The organism is Nitrosospira briensis C-128, assembly GCF_000619905.2.
In the GTDB taxonomy this organism is placed as follows: Bacteria; Pseudomonadota; Gammaproteobacteria; order Burkholderiales; family Nitrosomonadaceae; genus Nitrosospira; species Nitrosospira briensis.
This window is the reverse complement of sequence record NZ_CP012371.1, coordinates 1,111,395-1,128,185: the sequence shown is the minus strand read 5'-3', so window position 1 is coordinate 1,128,185 and position 16,791 is coordinate 1,111,395. Positions and strand designations below refer to the sequence as shown.

Here is a 16,791-nt window from a genome sequence, read left to right as displayed (position 1 = left end):
GCCTGAATAAATGGCGCGGGAAGTCAGGAAATCATTGCCCGGATTCCTGGCTTGAATATTCCGGAACCCATCGTCTCAAATCCTGCTTGACTTCCTCATCGCTCAATGCCGGATGCTCGTTTATCCATGCCAACAGTTCCATCAGCCACTGTTTTTCAACCTGGCGGGCTTGGGCAATGCGCAATTTGGGATGGGGCGTCGGTAAAGTGTTCTCATCGTCCGCCAACAACTCTTCGTAGAGTTTCTCCCCGGGGCGTAATCCGTTATATACAATTTGAATATCGCTCTCGCTCAATCCGGAAAGACGGATCAAGTCTTTTGCGAGGTCGGCTATCTTCACGGGATCGCCCATATCCAGCACGAAAATTTCACCGCCACTTTTCCCGCTCCCCATTAATCCCGCTTGCAGAACCAGTTGCGTGGCTTCAGGTATGGACATGAAGTAACGGGTAATTTCCGAGTGGGTGACAGTGATTGGGCCACCCTTTGCGATCTGTTCGCGGAATTTTGGAATGACACTGCCTGCGCTGCCCAGCACGTTTCCGAAACGTACCATGACAAAGCCTGGCTCATGCTTCCCGTCAATCAAATCATTTTTTCCAGAGGCGTTTTCAGAAATGGAGATGGGCTGCTGCAATGCCTGACATACCATCTCCGCCAGACGTTTGCTGGCGCCCATGACATTCGTAGGATTCACCGCTTTATCAGTCGAGATCAATACGAATTTTTCCACGCCATGCTTGATCGCGGCCTGTGCCAGCACATAGGTTCCAAAAACATTGTTCAAAACAGCTTGCCAGGCATTTTCATGCTCCATCAGCGGCACATGCTTATAGGCTGCGGCATGGAATACAACCTTCGGCTGGTACTGCGAGAACACTTGAGCCAGCCGCGCGGCATCCTTGATATCGCCAATGGCGAATACCATGGGTATGTTCGGAAAATTGGCCTGGAATTCCTGCTCGACGCTGTAAAGGGCGAATTCGTTCAACTCGAACAGTACCAGGCGGCCCGGTCTGAATATCGCAATCTGGCGGCATAATTCCGATCCGATCGAGCCGCCGGCACCCGTAACCAGAACCGTTTTTCCTGTCAGCAAGCCGTGCAAGCCGTCGTTATCCAATACCACCGAGTCCCGGCCCAGCAAGTCTTCCGGCTCGACAGTGCGGATCTGCGACACGGTGATTTTACCGCTGATCAAATCGTCGTACGAAGGGACAATCAACGCCTTTACCCCAGCGGTGGAACACATCTGCATCGCCCGCCGGCGATTGCGGAGATGGCGGTCCGGCTGGCGCCTGTCGGATTGGGAGCGGTAAAATTTGCGGCGGTCGGATGACGATGATGTCATGGCGATGATGGCATGATCCACGCGAAACTTTTTTGCGATGGCCGGGAGCTCGCTGATTTGACCCATGACCTTGAAGCCGTGTAACATCAAGCCACGTTTCGCGGGATCATCGTCCAGGAATCCCACTACTTCCCATTGCATGCTCCGGGCAAGCTCTTTCACCAGACCGACTGCGGCATCTCCCGCCCCAAGTACCAGGACGAGATTTTTTTCCAGTTTCTTGCGTCCATAAAGTCGATGTTCCTTCCATAACCGATAGGCAATGCGGCTTCCTCCCATGATGAACAGAAGCAGAATGGGGGCCAGCAGCAACACAGTGCGTGGTACGCCGCTGTGTACTTGCAACAGGTATAACGCCAGGGGTACTGCGGCTGCCGATGCCAATACAGCGAAGAGGATGCGCTGTAAATCGGGCAGACTGGCATAATGCCAGAGCCCGCGATACAGGCCGAACCATAGAAACGCCGCGGCGTGTATCAACACCGTAAATGGCAGGATTTCCTTCAATGCCGCCAGGTAAAAAGGAGGTATTTCGAAATTGAAACGGAACAAATAAGCGAACCACCACGCAGCGACTACTGCGGCAAGATCATGAACGAAGGCAATTCCTGCCCGTATGTTAAGTTTATGTACAGGCATGCTATGAGCCGCCGGGATGGCGTTTCCAGTAGTGGTCGGATACCCGTATCATGATCAGATAAATTCCACCCCATGCGACGCCGACCCCGAGCTGAGCGGCAGTCTGCTGCCCCACTGCCCATATGGCGCTGGCACCCGCGGCTAACATGAGAACATAACCGAGCAGGGCTGTATTGCGATGACCCAAGCCGCTTTGCACCATGTGTTGATAATAATGCTCACGATGCGCCTGCCAGACTTTTTCACCGCGCAGGCCGCGTTTCGCGAGAGTAACAGAAGCATCGACAATAAATGGTGAAAATATGAGCAACGGCAACCATAGCGGCCAGTCACCGTTTATCCAGCCCATAATACCCAGTATTGCAGCCAGGAACCCTAGCGGAATCGATCCTGCATCCCCCATGAAAATACGTGCGGGATGAAAATTGAACAACAAGAAAGCTGCCGCTGCCGCTGCGATGCAGAAATTGATCATGGCAAACGGCGCATTCCCGGCTAGCCATGCTGTCACGCCGTAGCAACTGAAACCTATCAGCGTCATTCCCCCCGCCAAGCCATCCGAGCCGTCCATGAAGTTATAAAGATTGAGCATCCAGGTAATTGCGACCGCGGCCACCGCTGTGATCATCCAGCCATGGATATCGGATAGCATTGCTGTGGAGAACCAGATCGCAATCACTCCATGCATCAGAAACCTTGTCCAGGCCGGCAGGCCCGAAACATCGTCGGCAAATGAGATTGCTACCAGTAATATAACGCTTGCCCATATAAACAACGGCAGCACGCCGGGGAGAAGCGCCCATGAGACGAGGATCCCGGACATCAGGCCCAGTCCTCCGGTCCGCGGAATGGCCTTGCTGTGAAGAGAGCGGGGATTAGGGTGGTCCAGCACTTTGAGAATGCCACCCTTGATCAAATAAGAAATCAGCGCGAACGCCACCATGAATGCGGCGAACGGTGCTGCAAAAGCTGAAAAAGACATGCCGGTGTCCATGATAACGGATTATAGTTGCTGAGAATGCCGCGGCAGATTCCCCAATGGACGCGATGCTTCAAGCATAGGAAAGCTACCGATAAGGCAAACTGATAAAACAATGGCGAAAGCCAATTTTCGGAAGAGTCTGGATTTATTTCTACCTGCCGAGTTTTGCTTGAACCTTACTCTCCCAGCTTCTTCCGATCAAAAAATCTGGTATTGTTGCTCGCAAATTTGCAGCGTTTTCCCAGGACGGTGCTTTCACTCATTGTTCAAATGATCACCGCGAACAAGAATTTTTCACAGCGTATCAAAAATCAACCTCATAAAGCAGCGTACCGATGAGAAAGACATCGCTGAATGCGCAAATTCTGGCTGGTGTGCTGGCTGGTCTCCTGCTGGGTTTGGGGTTATCCCTGCTTGGAAAGGAATCCACAGCCGCGCAGGCTGGGTTATATATCGCTGAACTCGTCGGAACACTGTTTATCGACTTGTTGAAAATGGTGATGATTCCACTGGTGTTTACTTCCATCGCGGTGGGCGTTGCCAATTTACGCGCACACCGGCAGATGCACAAGGTATGGAAAGCAACGCTGGGCTTCTTCATATTCTCCATGGCGCTCGCGATCATGCTGGGGTTGACTGCCGCCAACCTTGTCCGTCCCGGCGCAGGGCTGCAGCTCGCGATGTTTCAGGATGCCATGCAGGGGTTTCGAGCCGAGCAAATGGCACTGTCCGATTTTTTCGCTCACTTCCTCCATTCGTTGTTCCAGAATCCAATGACTGCGCTGGCGCAGGGGAATGTGATTGCGGTGGTGGTTTTCGCGCTTTTGCTCGGGATTGCCCTGGTGGTGGGCGGCGAGCGCTACGCCAATATTCTCATTCTGTTACAGGAACTGCTGGAGTTGATGCTGATGCTGGTGGGCTGGATCATGCGGTTGGCGCCGCTCGGCATCATGGCATTGCTGTTGAAGCTGGCGGCCACGCAGGACGCGGCTTTGCTCGCCACATTGGTGGAATTTATCGCCGTAGTGGTGACGACAACGTTGTTGCACGGCATGGTGGTTCTGCCGTTGATTCTTTATCTGGTTACAGGCATGACCCCGCTGAAATTCTGGCGCGGGGCACGGGAGGCCTTGATAACGGCCTTCGCCACCAGTTCCAGTTCCGCCACTTTGCCGGTCACTTTGCGCTGTGTCGAGCAGCATCTGCATGTCAAACGCGATATTGCCGGTTTTGTCGTGCCGCTGGGCGCTACACTCAATATGGACGGTACCGCGTTGTACGAAGCGGTGGCCGCCCTGTTCATCGCTAATCTGGCAGGCATCGAGCTCAACCTCATGCAACAAATGATCGTGTTCCTGACGGCCATGCTGGCTGCAATGGGTGCGCCCGGCATACCCAGTGCCGGGATGGTGACGATGGTAGTGGTGCTGCAATCGGTCGGGCTACCCGCCGAAGGCATTGCCATCCTGTTGCCCATCGATCGCCTCCTGGATACATTTCGCACTGCGGTCAATGTCGAAGGCGACATGGTGGGAAGCCTGGTGGTGCAGAAATGGGTGGGGCATGAGCAGCACATCAACGAACATTAGGATCGCTGTTGCTGCCGCATAACGTATTGATTTTCAATCAGTTATCGCGCCTCCTGCTCTCCGGTTCATGAGATCGCAATTATCAGGTGCGACAATTTGCCACATTCCCCTATTTCGGTAAATAGATTATTCTCGACCTCAACATTGTTAATGGGAGCGAGAGATGTATCGGGTTCTTCATATTGCATCCATTTTCCTGATGAGCGTTTCGGCAACTGCGCTCGCAAGTCAGCCGGATTCAGCTAATGGAGGGCACAACCATTCAATGTGGCATGCGCCAAAGGCTATGCTGGCGGTGGGCGCAACGCTGGATGAGAATGGACGCTTATGGATAGCAAGGGTTGAGAAGCAGCGACTGCTGGTCTCCTGGTCGGACGACGAAGGAAAGAACTTCTCCACGCCGGTTATCGTCACGCCCGAACCGGAAACCATATCGGCTGATGGCGAGAGCCGGCCCAAGATTGCGGTTGCCCGCGACGGTACCGTACTTTTGACCTGGGTGCAGTCCCTGCCTCAGAAATATGCCGGCAACGTCCGGTTTGCGCGCTCGACGGATTCAGGTAAGAGCTTTTCCGCACCCATTACGCTGAATGACGATGGCCGCATCACCAGCCATCGGTTTGATTCGATGGCGATCGATGGCAACGGGCGGGTGGTAATTGCATGGCTGGATGCCCGTGATCGGGATGCGGCGAAGGAAAAAGGCGAAAATTTCACGGGCACATCGATATATACAGCTAAATCAGACAATAACGGCAAAAGTTTTGGCCCGAATCACCGATTTCACGAACATACATGCGAGTGTTGCAAAATTACGCTCGCCTGGACGAAAGACGGACCGGTCGCCCTCTGGCGGAATATTTTTGGTGCCAACACGCGCGATTTTGCCATTGCTAACCTGGATAAGGGTGGAGTGAGGCGTGCGACGCGTGACGAATGGCAAATTGATGCCTGTCCACATAATGGCGGGAGCCTCGCGGCTGACAGGTGGGGCAAGCTGCACCTGGCCTGGTTTACCAATGGCACGGCTCGCCAGGGATTGTTCTACAAGAATATTGACGGTGATTGGGAGTCCCGGCCCATGCCCATCGGCAATCCGGCGGCCCAAGCAAATCATGCCTCGGTCGTCGTGGAGGATAAAATCGTTATCCTATCCTGGCGCGAATTTGATGGGCAATCCTATTCCGTGCAGATGATGTATTCGGTTAATGGCGGTGTGTCCTGGAGCGAACCTGCACGTTTGATGTTGTCGGCTGGCGCAACGGATTATCCAGTACCGCTGATTAGCGGCGAGAAAGTGCTGGTGGTGTGGAATACCGCAAAAGAGGGGCTGCGAATTGTGCCGATTGAACGGATCACTGCCGGGCGCTCCAGCTGATCTTTAATGGATTGGGATAAATTGTAGTGCTGGCGCAACATTTGAAGCATATGTTGGTAAAGATCCTGGTTGATCGTTATCAGTAAGAGCGATCACGTAATATAAGAATAAATATGAGATCTTTCTCGTTTTTCCTGGTGGGTCTGCTTTGGGTATCTCCGGCCTCTGCAGCCGAAGATTCGGATCAATCAAAAAAATCTCCGCCGAAATACGATAATACGGGTCCCCGCACAGAGGGAGTTGCCACCCAAATATCCCCTTCCGCTGGTGCCGTCAACGGGTTAATGGTGCAGTCAGGCAACCCAGCTTCATCGGCGGAAGATACGGATCGGGTGTCGTCTGGCGCCGGCTCACTCCCTGGTTCTGACACGAAGGCGGCGGGTAAGGTCTCCGGCAAGAACAAGCGCAAGGATGAAAATAAGGATAATCCGGCGCAAGACAGCGTATCGGAAACGGTATTCAAGGAAATGGTTGTTACCGGCGAGACCGAGCGTGACACCCATTACACTTCGCCTTCGACGCGCGTGACCCGGTCACAGATCGAGCTGCAAAACGCGCAAACCACGGAGGAGGTACTGAAATATCAGCCGAGCCTGCAAATCCGGCAGCGTTATGTCGGTGATCCCAACGGTGTTCTCGGCATTCGGGGCGCGGATATGTTCTCGACCGCGCGCAATATGGTCTATGCAGATGGCTTGCCGCTGCACAACTTTCTGCAGGCTTCCTTTAACGGCGCGCCGCGCTGGTCGATGGTCGGCCCCAATGAAATCGATTCCGTCGACGTCGTTTACGGGCCTTTCTCGGCGGAATATAGCGGAAACTCCATCGGCGGTGTGGTAAACATAAAAACGCGCATGCCGCATAAGCAGGAGTTTTATGTCGAGAGCAGCTTATTCATTCAGCCCTATAAACTTTACGGGCCGGATCAAGGAACGTTCATAGGCGATCGGCAATACGTTTCCTATGGCAATCGAATCCAGGATCGGTTTACAGTATTCCTGGCCTACAACCGTCTTGAAGCGCAGAGCCATCCACAGTCCTACTTCATCGACAATACGGGACTATTCGATGTGCCGGGCGGCACCCCGGTCACGGGTGGCATACGGACGCCCGATACTCGCGGTACGCCCAGCATGATCTACGGCGATACCGGGCCGGAAAAGGTACAAACCCACTTGTTCAAGGGCAAGTTTGGTTATGACATTACCCAGGATCTTCAGGCGATCTTCACGGTTGCATACGAGGACCGCACGCGCAACCAGAATCGCCCCCGCAACTATGTAAGCGACACAACTGGACAGCCATTTTGGGGAGGGGCAGCGCCGCCTTGCAAAACTATCGAAGACTGCGCCGTACCCGGTAACGCTTCCTTGGATGGGACCCGGTTCGATGTTGTGCAACGTGGTTTTGGAGGCAGCCAGGACAAGCGGGAAACGCTGAATCTAGGGTTGCAGCTACGCGGCACTCTCACTCCAAACTTGAATGTCGACACGACTATCAGCTATTTTGATGTGCTGAAAGACACGCGCGCTTCAGCTTTCTTCAGTCCCAAGGACCCGGCAAATACTGGCGCGGGGCAGATACAGGATTTCAGGAAATTCAGCTGGCTGAATTATGACCTCAAGCTAAGCACGCCAGCGCTACTCGGCAACGAGAAACTATCACTTCTGAGCGGATATCATTTTGATCAATACAATTTAAGCTTTCGGCAGTATGCACTGACGGACTATGCCACGCTTACTCGCGGTGCCTTGCAGCCTGGCGCGAACAATGACGGCCAGACATCGACTCATGCGATCTTTGCCCAATCCGCATATCGTTTCTTGCCCGACTGGGATGTAACGGCAGGAGCGCGTCAGGAATGGTGGTCGGCTTCCAACGGTGTTGTCGGCAGTACTTCAGTACCGGATCGCGCCGTATCGGCGCTTTCACCCAAAGTCTCGCTAGGCTATGAGCCTGGACCGTGGAAACTCCGTTATTCCTTCGGCCGGGCTCATCGATTCCCCGTCATTGCCGAGCTTTATCAATCAATTGGTACCCCGACCCAGATCGTGACGGCAAACGCCGCGCTTAAGCCCGAAAACGGGGTACACCATAATTTCATGTTTGAGTACGCGCTACCCAAGGGTTACGTCCGCGTGAATGTGTTCCGCGATGATATCAAGGATGCCATTCAGCAGGTTCTGGCAGCCTCGGGCGTTCAATCGAAGGCTTCATTTCAGAATATCGATCAGACCAGCACTACCGGGGTGGAATTTATCTTTGACCAACGGCGGATACTTGGCTCGAAATTCGATTTCATGTTTAATGGAACCTGGATGAACGCAAAGGTAGACAAGGGTCCCACCATCATTTTTACAGATTCGACCGGAAGGTCAAGTAATTTTGATCTCACGGGTAAACAACGCATCCGCCTACCTCACTGGCGAGCGAATTTTTTTACTACCTACCATGCTACAGAAGCTTGGGACATTGCATTCTCCGGTCGTTATACCAGTGATTCGTTTAACGATCTCGATAACCGTGACCATGTAAATGACGTGTTTGGCGCGCAGAGCGATTTCTTCTTCCTGGACTTCAAAACCAGCTATCGGCACAAGTTCCAGAGCGGCCTTAAAAGCCGATTCTCGTTCGGTATTACCAACCTGAACAATGACAAAGCCTTTGTGTTTCACCCCTATCCGCAACGCACCTTCCTGGTGGAAGCTGCGTTCAGCTATTGACGTAACGAGTCTGCATGATCAGGATGACGCGGGTCATGCGAACAAATTGACTACCCCATCCAGACCCACATGATTGATAGCATAGGTCGCCTTCTCCTGTACGATGGGCTTCGCATGATAAGCGATGCTGATCCCGGCCTCTTCCATCATTTTGAGGTCGTTGGCGCCATCGCCGATGGCGATTACTTGCTCGCGCCTCAAGCCCAGCTTTTCGCGTACACTTTTTAGCACTTCGGCTTTTCCCGAGGCGCCAATGATTTCCCCCAATACCTTGCCGGTGAGTTTTCCATCCGTAATTTCGAGCTTGTTGGCTGCGGCGTAATCGAGATTCAGTTTTGTTTTTATTCTATCTGTAAAAAACGTGAATCCACCAGAGATGACCATGCTCCTGAGGCCGGCGGATTTCATCCGTTCCAACATTTTTTCCGCACCGGGACTGAGTCGCACGCGCTCATCGTAAACCTGTTGCAATGCATCCTGGCCCAACCCTTGCAGCAAGGCGGTGCGCTGCCTCAAGCTTTCCGCGAAGACGATTTCGCCACGCATGGTTCTCTGCGTAATTTCCGATACTTGAGGTTTCATCCCGTGCATATCGGCTATTTCATCAATGGACTCGATCGCAAGCAGGGTTGAATCCATATCCATCGCAACCAGGCCAAAATCGGAGAGCTGTACCGTTTGTTCGATGAATGCGAAATCCAGTTCGGCGTCGGCGCAGTATTCAGCCACATGCTCGCGGCGACTTGCGTTTTCCAGCCGAAACGCCTGGCCTGTGATTCGTTCGATATGGTCAGCGCCGGCGAGTTTCGCCAACTCTCTCAAATCGCTGTTTGCTACCTCAAGCCCTTGTATTATCAGATTCATATACCGTTCCATTTATTGTTAAAGATATTTCCAGTCCCCTTCGAGCGCGCTCGAAGATAGCCTGGGCAGTCCAAGCATGCTATCGCTTCAAGAGAGAATTGATGGAGTAGCCGCGCCTGTGCGCCTTCCTGTACACCTGTAGGGCGGTCCGAGGCAGACTCCCATATTTTTATGCCGCGGAGAAGGCCAATGTAGCGGGACTGATATTTTGCTGGCAACCCGACATTTTGCCAGCAATCGCTACCAACTTCCACATCGAATTTCTGGAGCGCTGTTTACGCAGTGGTTCCGGTACCCGGATACACGCCTGCCTGAAGCTACAATCACCCATGGCGGCTCGACCTTTCAACCTAAATCCGGTAGTTGGACGGGGAGAAGTGTACGGTTTTTGGGGTGCAGGGCAAGGCGCAACAACGCGGAATGCGACCACGCAGGGCGGAGCAGTGCCTTCCGCAGGAAGGTGCGACCCCGAAGCGGAATGCGGGCGCCCCCTTGCGTGTGGAGCGCGATCGTGGCATCCCCTGCGCTGCCCGATCCCCACTTCGTGGGGCCCCTCGTGCGACGCTTCGGGGCGCCGTTCCATTCCAAGGAGTTGCAACGCAGCCATGTACCCCAAAAACCGTACAATTCACCCCATAGCATCCTCACCCGGAAGGTGAGTGTCAAATAATATGAAATATTATTATTAATCATGACACTGATCTATTAAATAAGCGGTCAACTACCGGATTTAGGTTCAAGGTCTCGAAAAGCGCTTTCAGGTCTTGACGATCAAGCGAATGAGGATGTGCTTGCCGGCGCACCGCTCTATATCTGCTGCTCCATTCGATGAGCGGGACGGCAAGCAGGCACGCTAATAAATTTTATCTGGCAAGCTTCAGACCCCACATTGAAAGGGGATGCTTACCACATAAACCGGAACTGAGCGATAATATCTGCTTCAATATCAGGATGCGGAGATAACCGAGTCATGGCACCATTGAAGCGGTCAGTTAAGCGCTATAGTCTTTCAAAGCTTCAGCCAGTACCTATGCCGGGCCGGATAGTTTTCGGCCTTATCGGCGTGATCATGACGGGATGCAGCATTCTTCCAAAAGCATCTCCGTCCCAAGCTGAGATTGCCGGCTCCCTCTGGTCATCCTGCGTTGGGAAGCAGCAGGAAATCGAGCGCCTGCAAAAGCTGCTTGTGGAAAAAGAGACGCAGCAGCAGGAGATCGAACGCTTGCAGAAGCTGGTGGCGGAAAAGGAGGCGCAGATCCGCAGCCAGGAGGCCCGGCAGCAGGATCAGGCAAAGACGTTACAGGAAACCAGCAGCCAGGCTGCTCATGCGCAGGTAAAACTCAGGCGTTTAGCTACACGTCCTGCCGCTGCCTCTACCATTGCGGAAGTTGAAATGGTCATGGAAAACCTGAAGTCATCCTCGGCCACAGGCTCCGATCAGTTATTGCAAGCTCAGGCAGCGCGCCTGCTGAACGCGGCCGCTACATCGTACGCAGAGGACAACTATGCCGCGGCAATGGATTATGCTGCGCAGGCTCGCGAGTTTATCAACATGATGACAAACAGCCACGGCCGCAAGAGCGCGGAGTCGCGTCAAGTAACGGTCTCGTTGCAGGTTCCTATCCCGCTTCGCGCCATTGCCAATAGCAATCTGCGCCAGAAGCCGGGCTTGAATGCTGCGGTACTCGGCGTATTAAAGAAGGAATCCCTGATGATAGCGGATGCCTATCAGGGCCAATGGCTGTTGATCTCAGCCGATGGACGGTCGGGATGGGTACTCAATACGCTGGTGGAAGCGCACCTGGGCAAACAGTAAATACCGGCGGACAAACGACGGATTAATGAGCAATATATGCCTGGTTGCGACCCGCCCGCTTTGCTTGATAGAGCGCTTTATCAGCACGAGTGAACACTGCGGTTGGCGTCATATCGTCGAGTTGACACTGCACGATACCGATGCTCACTGTTACTGCAATCGTCGAGCCGTTGGCGTCATATTGGGCATTTTCTACATGTGAACGGATGCGTTCCGCAGTTTTCGCCGCCAGGTCCGCAGAAGTATCAACCAGAATAATAATAAGTTCATCACCGCCGTAGCGTGCCGCATAGTCGATGCTACGGACAGACTGAAGCAGTATCCGGGCTACGCTTTGCAGAATTTCATCGCCGGTGACGTGGCCATAGGTATCATTTAATGTCTTGAAGTGATCGATGTCCAGCATTAATAGTGCAAACTGCCGCTGCGTGCGTTTAAAGCGCGCAAGCTCATCGGTCAGAATCGCATCGAGTTTACTGCGATTGTACAGGCCGGTAAGACTATCGGTGATGGAGAGTGTCTCCAGCACCTGATTCTGCTGTTGCATGGCTTCATTGGCGGCCATGATCTCGGCGTGACTCTGGCGCAACCGATCCGCCATCTGATCGAATACCACTGTAAGACGACCGAGCTCGTCATTTCGTTTTGCCGAAAGCCGTACCTCCAGATCGCCCCCGGCAATGCGGTCCGCGGCACGGATCAGCCGTTGCAACGGCGCAACAATCGAGCGTCCCAGCTGGAAGGCCACGGCTGCCACTACCAGAACCAGTGCGCCTACCAGCCCCAGAAACATATTCCGAAGTTCTATCCACTGGCCATAAACCGCGGCGCGATCAAGCTCTGCCACAATGACGACTCCCGGCTCCGCGGATACCTCGGCCAATCCAATTACGTTGCGATGCGTCAGGCCATGAAAAGCCACGGAGTTGCCCGGTTGAGCGAGCAGATACCGCAGCACCGACGGATCCAGCTGCGGCAATTTACCTGTGCCGGCCTGACTGCTGACAAGTGCTCTGCCGTCTGAATCAAGCAGGATCACTTCGCCTGGCGGCGATTTTATCTCACTTTTCAGACGGGGCTGCAAGCTATGAAGATCCAGCACGGCCACCAATGCACCCATCAATAAATTGTCGTAGGACAATACCGGAACTGCAACGCTAAGTGTGGCGGTAGCATATCCCTTGTCCCAGTGTGGCGGTGCAATCACAAGGCCTTCCGTGAGGGAACTCTGGGGCCAATCATCGGGGAGCGTCACTGTGACGGGCATTTCCGCGCTGCTCGCCACAACTTTACCGGTAGCATCCACGACAGTCAGTTCCAGTATTGTGTCGAGTTTTACCTGCACCGACCGCAGATAATGAGCCAGGGCTTGCGGATTTCTACCCGGCAAGCTTGTTTCGGGATGGTTGACCGCTGATAGACCGTCTATGACGGCACTGGACGTGGACGTTACGTGCACCTCGTGGACACGTTTATCAATCCAGAGTTCTACTTCGCGGCTGGCGTAACTTGTCATGGCGCGGAGCTCACGGGTTACATTATCGCTTATCTGCGCCTCGTTCTGCCGAAAGGACAACAACCCCAGCCCTAACGACGGAATGAGTGTGGCCATCATGGCAAACACAACAATTTTGCTTTTAATGCTCCTTAGCCACGACATCAGGATGGTTTTCCGGCATAAACGATTATTAACGGACAGGTTATGCCCGAATGAAGGGCGATTATCCTGAAAAGCTGCGATTAAGCATGTATTTTTTCGTACAAACCGGAAACGTCGTAATCGTCAATAGCACTCATCTGAAGGATACCAAAACGCTTGATCGACGCTGCGCCTTTTTGCGCAACTGGATCTTCAGCGACTCAATTCGGTGATCAAGCTTTTTATCCGCGTTACCCGTTCTTTCACTCCCGGGATCCGTACTTTTATTTTCAGGCGATCGGGACCGGAAAGTTCATAATCGCGGCTGCGTTGAAGGAGCGCGACGATTGTTGCGGCATCGACCGGTGGGTTGGGAATGAATTGCACCTGGATGGCGTCAGTGCTCGCTTCAATGCGAGTAATTCCCATGGGTGTAGCAGCAATACGCAAACGGTGGCAATCCAGCAGTGCTCTGACGGGATCCGGCAAGAGACCGAAGCGGTCCGATAATTCTATTTGAATATCATCCAGTTGATCATCATTTGTGCAATTCGCCATGCGCTTGTACAGTACCAGGCGCTCATGTACGTCATTGCAGTATCCATCAGGCAGCAAGGCGGGAACATGTAAATTTATTTCGGTGGCAACGCCCAGGGGATGCTGCATATCGGGTTCTTTGCCCTCCTTTAGTGATCGAACCGCAGCATCAAGCATGGTGGAGTAGAGAGTGAAGCCGATTTCCTGCATCTCGCCGCTTTGCGATTCGCCCAGTACTTCGCCGGCGCCGCGAATTTCCAGATCATGCATGGCGAGATAAAAACCCGCACCCAGTTCTTCCATGGCTTGAATGGCTTCCAGACGTTTCCTGGCTTGTGTTCCAAGCGCTTCTTCCTCAGGCACCAATAGATAAGCGTATGCCTGATGGTGGGAGCGGCCTACGCGCCCGCGCAACTGATGTAATTGCGCCAGACCGAATTTGTCTGCGCGATTGATGACAATGGTATTGGCGGTGGGAACATCGATACCGGTCTCGATGATGGTTGTGCAAAGCAGTAGATTGAAGCGCTGCTGATAAAAATCCTTCATCACATGTTCCAGTTCGCGTTCGCGCATTTGCCCATGGGCAACGCTTATGCGCGCCTCCGGCAACAACCGGGCAAGCTTGTCATGCATGGGTTGAATAGTGCTTACTTCGTTGTGCAGAAAATATATCTGCCCGCCGCGTTTTAATTCGCGCAAGCATGCTTCACGGATGATGCCTTCGGAAAAACGATTGACAAAAGTTTTGATGGCGAGCCGTCTTTGCGGGGCGGTAGCGATTACGGAAAAGTCACGCAGACCTTCCAGCGACATGGCAAGCGTACGGGGAATGGGTGTGGCGGTAAGCGTTAATACGTCCACTTCAGAACGCAGACTTTTCAGCTGTTCCTTGTGACGTACACCGAAGCGATGCTCCTCATCGATGATGACCAGGCCCAGGTTGCTGAATTTCACCCCTTTCTGGACCAGTTTATGTGTACCGATGACGATGTCGATTTGCCCGGTAGCCAACCCCGCCAAGGCTTGGGTTTGTTCCTTCGACGAGCGGAAACGCGACAGCTCCGCAATTTTTATGGGCCATTCGTTCGCGATCAGGCTGAAGCGATCGGAAAAATTCTGGAAATGTTGCTCAGCCAGGAGCGTGGTGGGTACCAGTACAGCCACCTGCTTACCATCGGCAACCGCGACAAAGGCTGCTCGTAAGGCCACTTCGGTCTTGCCGAAACCAACATCTCCGCAGATCAGGCGGTCCATGGGCTTGGCCGAGGCCAGATCCTCGATTACCGCATCGATCGCGGCGGCTTGATCGGGCGTTTCCTCAAAACCGAAACCTTCAACAAATGCTTCATAATCATGTTGCCTTAGCCTGAACGCATGGCCCACACGGGCGGTACGTTGAGCATAAAGATTCAGCAGTTCCGCAGCGGTATCGCGCACCTGTTGCATCGCTTTACGCTTGGCTTTATCCCATTGGCCGCTGCCGAGTTTATGCAGCGGCGCCGCTTCAGGCGTCGCCCCGCTGTATCGCCCAATAAGGTGCAGTTGCGAAACCGGTACATATAACTTATCTCCACCGGCGTATTCAAGTGATAGAAATTCTGTTGCGCCTTCTCCCATATCCATGCTCACCAACCCGAGGTAGCGGCCGATGCCGTGCTGCTCATGCACAACCGGGTCGCCGGATTTGATCTCGGACAAATCGCGCAGCATCGCATCGGCTACTGCGGAAGTCTTGCGCGAATCACGTTCGCGGCGGCCGTGCAAATGCCTTGCATACAGCTCGTTTTCCGTAATGAAGGCCGTTCCTTCGCCCCGGAATATAAAACCGTTGTGCAAGGGCCCCACGCCAAGCATGAAAGCTTTGTTACCTGACCGAAATTGCGCGTAGTCATCGCAGATATCGATATCCAGCCCATACTGTTTCAGATGATCTGAAATCAGCTCCCGCCTGCCGAGGCTTTCCGCCAATAGCAATGTTCGCCCGCCGGGAGAGGTGAACTCGGAGGCGAATTCCGCGATGAAATTATCAAGTCTCTCAGCTGGATTGTCAGCGCGGCGATCAATCTGAAGAGGCGGTAGCGAGCGGGTCCAGCTTTGAGTTTCCGCTTTCGAGGTTTGAGCATCGGATGGGATCTCGATGCGCGCGTAGGGCTTCAGCGCGCCGAAGAAAGCCTCCGTCGTGACGAATAATTCCCCCGGTGCCAGCAATGGATGATCATTGTCGCCACGCAGCAGTTGATAGCGTGATTGCGTGTCGCGCCAGAAGTTTTCCACTGCCGGATGGATTTCATGGTGCAGGCATAGCAGTGTCGCTGGCGGGAGGTAATCGAAGATTGTCGCGGTGTCCTCAAAAAAAAGCGGCAAATAATATTCGATACCCGCAGGCGTGGCGCCCTTGCTTATATCTCTATAGATGCGACTTTTCGATGGATCGCCTTCGAAATGTTCGCGAAAACTACCTCGAAAACGACTGCGGGCTTCTTCGTCGAGAGGAAATTCACGCGCCGGCAGTAATCTTATCTCGGTGACTGGATAGACACTTCTCTGCGTATCCACATCAAATGTACGGATGGTTTCGATTTCGTTATCCAGCAAATCGATGCGGTAGGGCAGCGGGCTGCCCATGGGAAACAGATCCACCAGCCCGCCACGCACGCTGTATTCCCCCGGCGAGAGCACTTGCGTTACATGACTGTAGCCCGCCAAAGTCATCTGGCCGCGTAGCGTGTTCAGATTAAGCGTTTCTCCCCGCTTGAGAAAAAAAGTATGCGCCGCCAGATACGCTCGCGGTGGCATCCGGTATAACGCGGTGGTGACAGGAACGATCAGTACATCGCAGGCGCCGCTCATGAGCTGGTAAAGCGTGGCAAGCCGGTCCGAGACGAGATCCTGATGAGGTGAAAAGGTATCGTAGGGCAAAGTCTCCCAGTCCGGCAGCAGCCGTGTTTTCAACTCGGGGGCAAAGAAGGGGATTTCCTCCAGCAGTCTTTGAGCGGCGAGCGCGCTTGCCGTAATGATGGCGACAGGTTTTGCATCCTGCGCCAGTTTTGCCAAAGCCAGGGCATCGCCTGAACCGTCGAAATGACCATAGCGGGTCATCGAACCGCACTGGGGAATAGTCAACTTGAATGGCATCTGTACTGTTTTCAATGGCCGCAACCGATAAATGTCGCGCTCCACATAAAAAAGAGAGACATTATATGCCAGTTATAATGCCGTATATCCAGCAGACGGATGGCTTGCTGCGAAAGTATTCTTTCATCCGCCCTC

9 protein-coding genes are annotated in these 16,791 nt (G+C 53.5%); 4 read left to right on the top strand and 5 right to left on the bottom strand.

Going from position 1 to position 16,791, the window contains the following annotated elements; all coding sequences use genetic code 11:
- Positions 1 to 31: 31 nt before the first annotated feature.
- Positions 32 to 1,990 (bottom strand): polysaccharide biosynthesis protein, encoded by a 1,959-nt coding sequence (locus F822_RS05105; protein WP_025040356.1) that lies wholly within the window; start codon positions 1,988 to 1,990, stop codon positions 32 to 34.
- 1 nt (position 1,991) lies between these two features.
- On the bottom strand, positions 1,992 to 2,972 hold the full coding sequence (locus tag F822_RS05100; protein WP_036575272.1) for an MraY family glycosyltransferase: 981 nt from the start codon (positions 2,970 to 2,972) through the stop codon (positions 1,992 to 1,994).
- Positions 2,973 to 3,307: 335 nt separating this feature from the next.
- On the opposite strand from F822_RS05100, the gene F822_RS05095 reads away from it, so the two are divergent.
- From F822_RS05095 to F822_RS05085, 3 genes are all read left to right on the top strand, one after another.
- The gene (locus tag F822_RS05095) at positions 3,308 to 4,561 is read left to right on the top strand and encodes a dicarboxylate/amino acid:cation symporter (RefSeq protein ID WP_025040354.1); all 1,254 of its coding nucleotides are present in this window, start codon (positions 3,308 to 3,310) and stop codon (positions 4,559 to 4,561) included.
- Between the two features lie 163 nt (positions 4,562 to 4,724).
- Complete coding sequence (locus F822_RS05090; protein WP_036575150.1) at positions 4,725 to 5,939, top strand: sialidase family protein; 1,215 nt, start codon at positions 4,725 to 4,727, stop codon at positions 5,937 to 5,939.
- A gap of 113 nt (positions 5,940 to 6,052) precedes the next feature.
- Positions 6,053 to 8,662: a TonB-dependent receptor gene (locus F822_RS05085; protein WP_025040352.1), complete on the top strand. Its 2,610-nt coding sequence runs from the start codon at positions 6,053 to 6,055 to the stop codon at positions 8,660 to 8,662.
- 33 nt (positions 8,663 to 8,695) lie between these two features.
- Here the strand turns inward: F822_RS05085 and serB are convergent, their stop codons facing one another.
- On the bottom strand, positions 8,696 to 9,526 hold the full coding sequence (gene serB / locus F822_RS05080; RefSeq protein ID WP_025040351.1) for a phosphoserine phosphatase SerB: 831 nt from the start codon (positions 9,524 to 9,526) through the stop codon (positions 8,696 to 8,698).
- Positions 9,527 to 10,496: 970 nt separating this feature from the next.
- On the opposite strand from serB, the gene F822_RS05075 reads away from it, so the two are divergent.
- Positions 10,497 to 11,342, top strand: a complete 846-nt coding sequence (locus F822_RS05075; protein ID WP_231623574.1) for an SH3 domain-containing protein — start codon at positions 10,497 to 10,499, stop codon at positions 11,340 to 11,342.
- 22 nt (positions 11,343 to 11,364) lie between these two features.
- Here the strand turns inward: F822_RS05075 and F822_RS05070 are convergent, their stop codons facing one another.
- Positions 11,365 to 12,957 carry a sensor domain-containing diguanylate cyclase gene (locus tag F822_RS05070; RefSeq protein ID WP_231623573.1) on the bottom strand — a complete coding sequence of 531 codons (1,593 nt, stop codon included), beginning with the start codon at positions 12,955 to 12,957 and terminating at the stop codon, positions 11,365 to 11,367.
- Between the two features lie 237 nt (positions 12,958 to 13,194).
- Positions 13,195 to 16,656, bottom strand: a complete 3,462-nt coding sequence (gene mfd / locus F822_RS05065; RefSeq protein WP_025040348.1) for a transcription-repair coupling factor — start codon at positions 16,654 to 16,656, stop codon at positions 13,195 to 13,197.
- Between the last annotated feature and the right edge of the window lie 135 nt (positions 16,657 to 16,791).

Bases quoted from the DNA above. Each gene is read 5' to 3' on its own strand.
- F822_RS05070 (WP_231623573.1), bottom strand. From the start codon at position 12,957: ATGATGGCCACACTCATTCCGTCGTTAGGGCTGGGGTTGTTGTCCTTT.
- F822_RS05090 (WP_036575150.1), top strand. From the start codon at position 4,725: ATGTATCGGGTTCTTCATATTGCATCCATTTTCCTGATGAGCGTTTCG.
- F822_RS05095 (WP_025040354.1), top strand. From the start codon at position 3,308: ATGAGAAAGACATCGCTGAATGCGCAAATTCTGGCTGGTGTGCTGGCT.
- F822_RS05075 (WP_231623574.1), top strand. From the start codon at position 10,497: ATGGCACCATTGAAGCGGTCAGTTAAGCGCTATAGTCTTTCAAAGCTT.
- F822_RS05085 (WP_025040352.1), top strand. From the start codon at position 6,053: ATGAGATCTTTCTCGTTTTTCCTGGTGGGTCTGCTTTGGGTATCTCCG.
- mfd (WP_025040348.1), bottom strand. From the start codon at position 16,656: ATGCCATTCAAGTTGACTATTCCCCAGTGCGGTTCGATGACCCGCTAT.
- F822_RS05105 (WP_025040356.1), bottom strand. From the start codon at position 1,990: ATGCCTGTACATAAACTTAACATACGGGCAGGAATTGCCTTCGTTCAT.
- F822_RS05100 (WP_036575272.1), bottom strand. From the start codon at position 2,972: ATGTCTTTTTCAGCTTTTGCAGCACCGTTCGCCGCATTCATGGTGGCG.
- serB (WP_025040351.1), bottom strand. From the start codon at position 9,526: ATGAATCTGATAATACAAGGGCTTGAGGTAGCAAACAGCGATTTGAGA.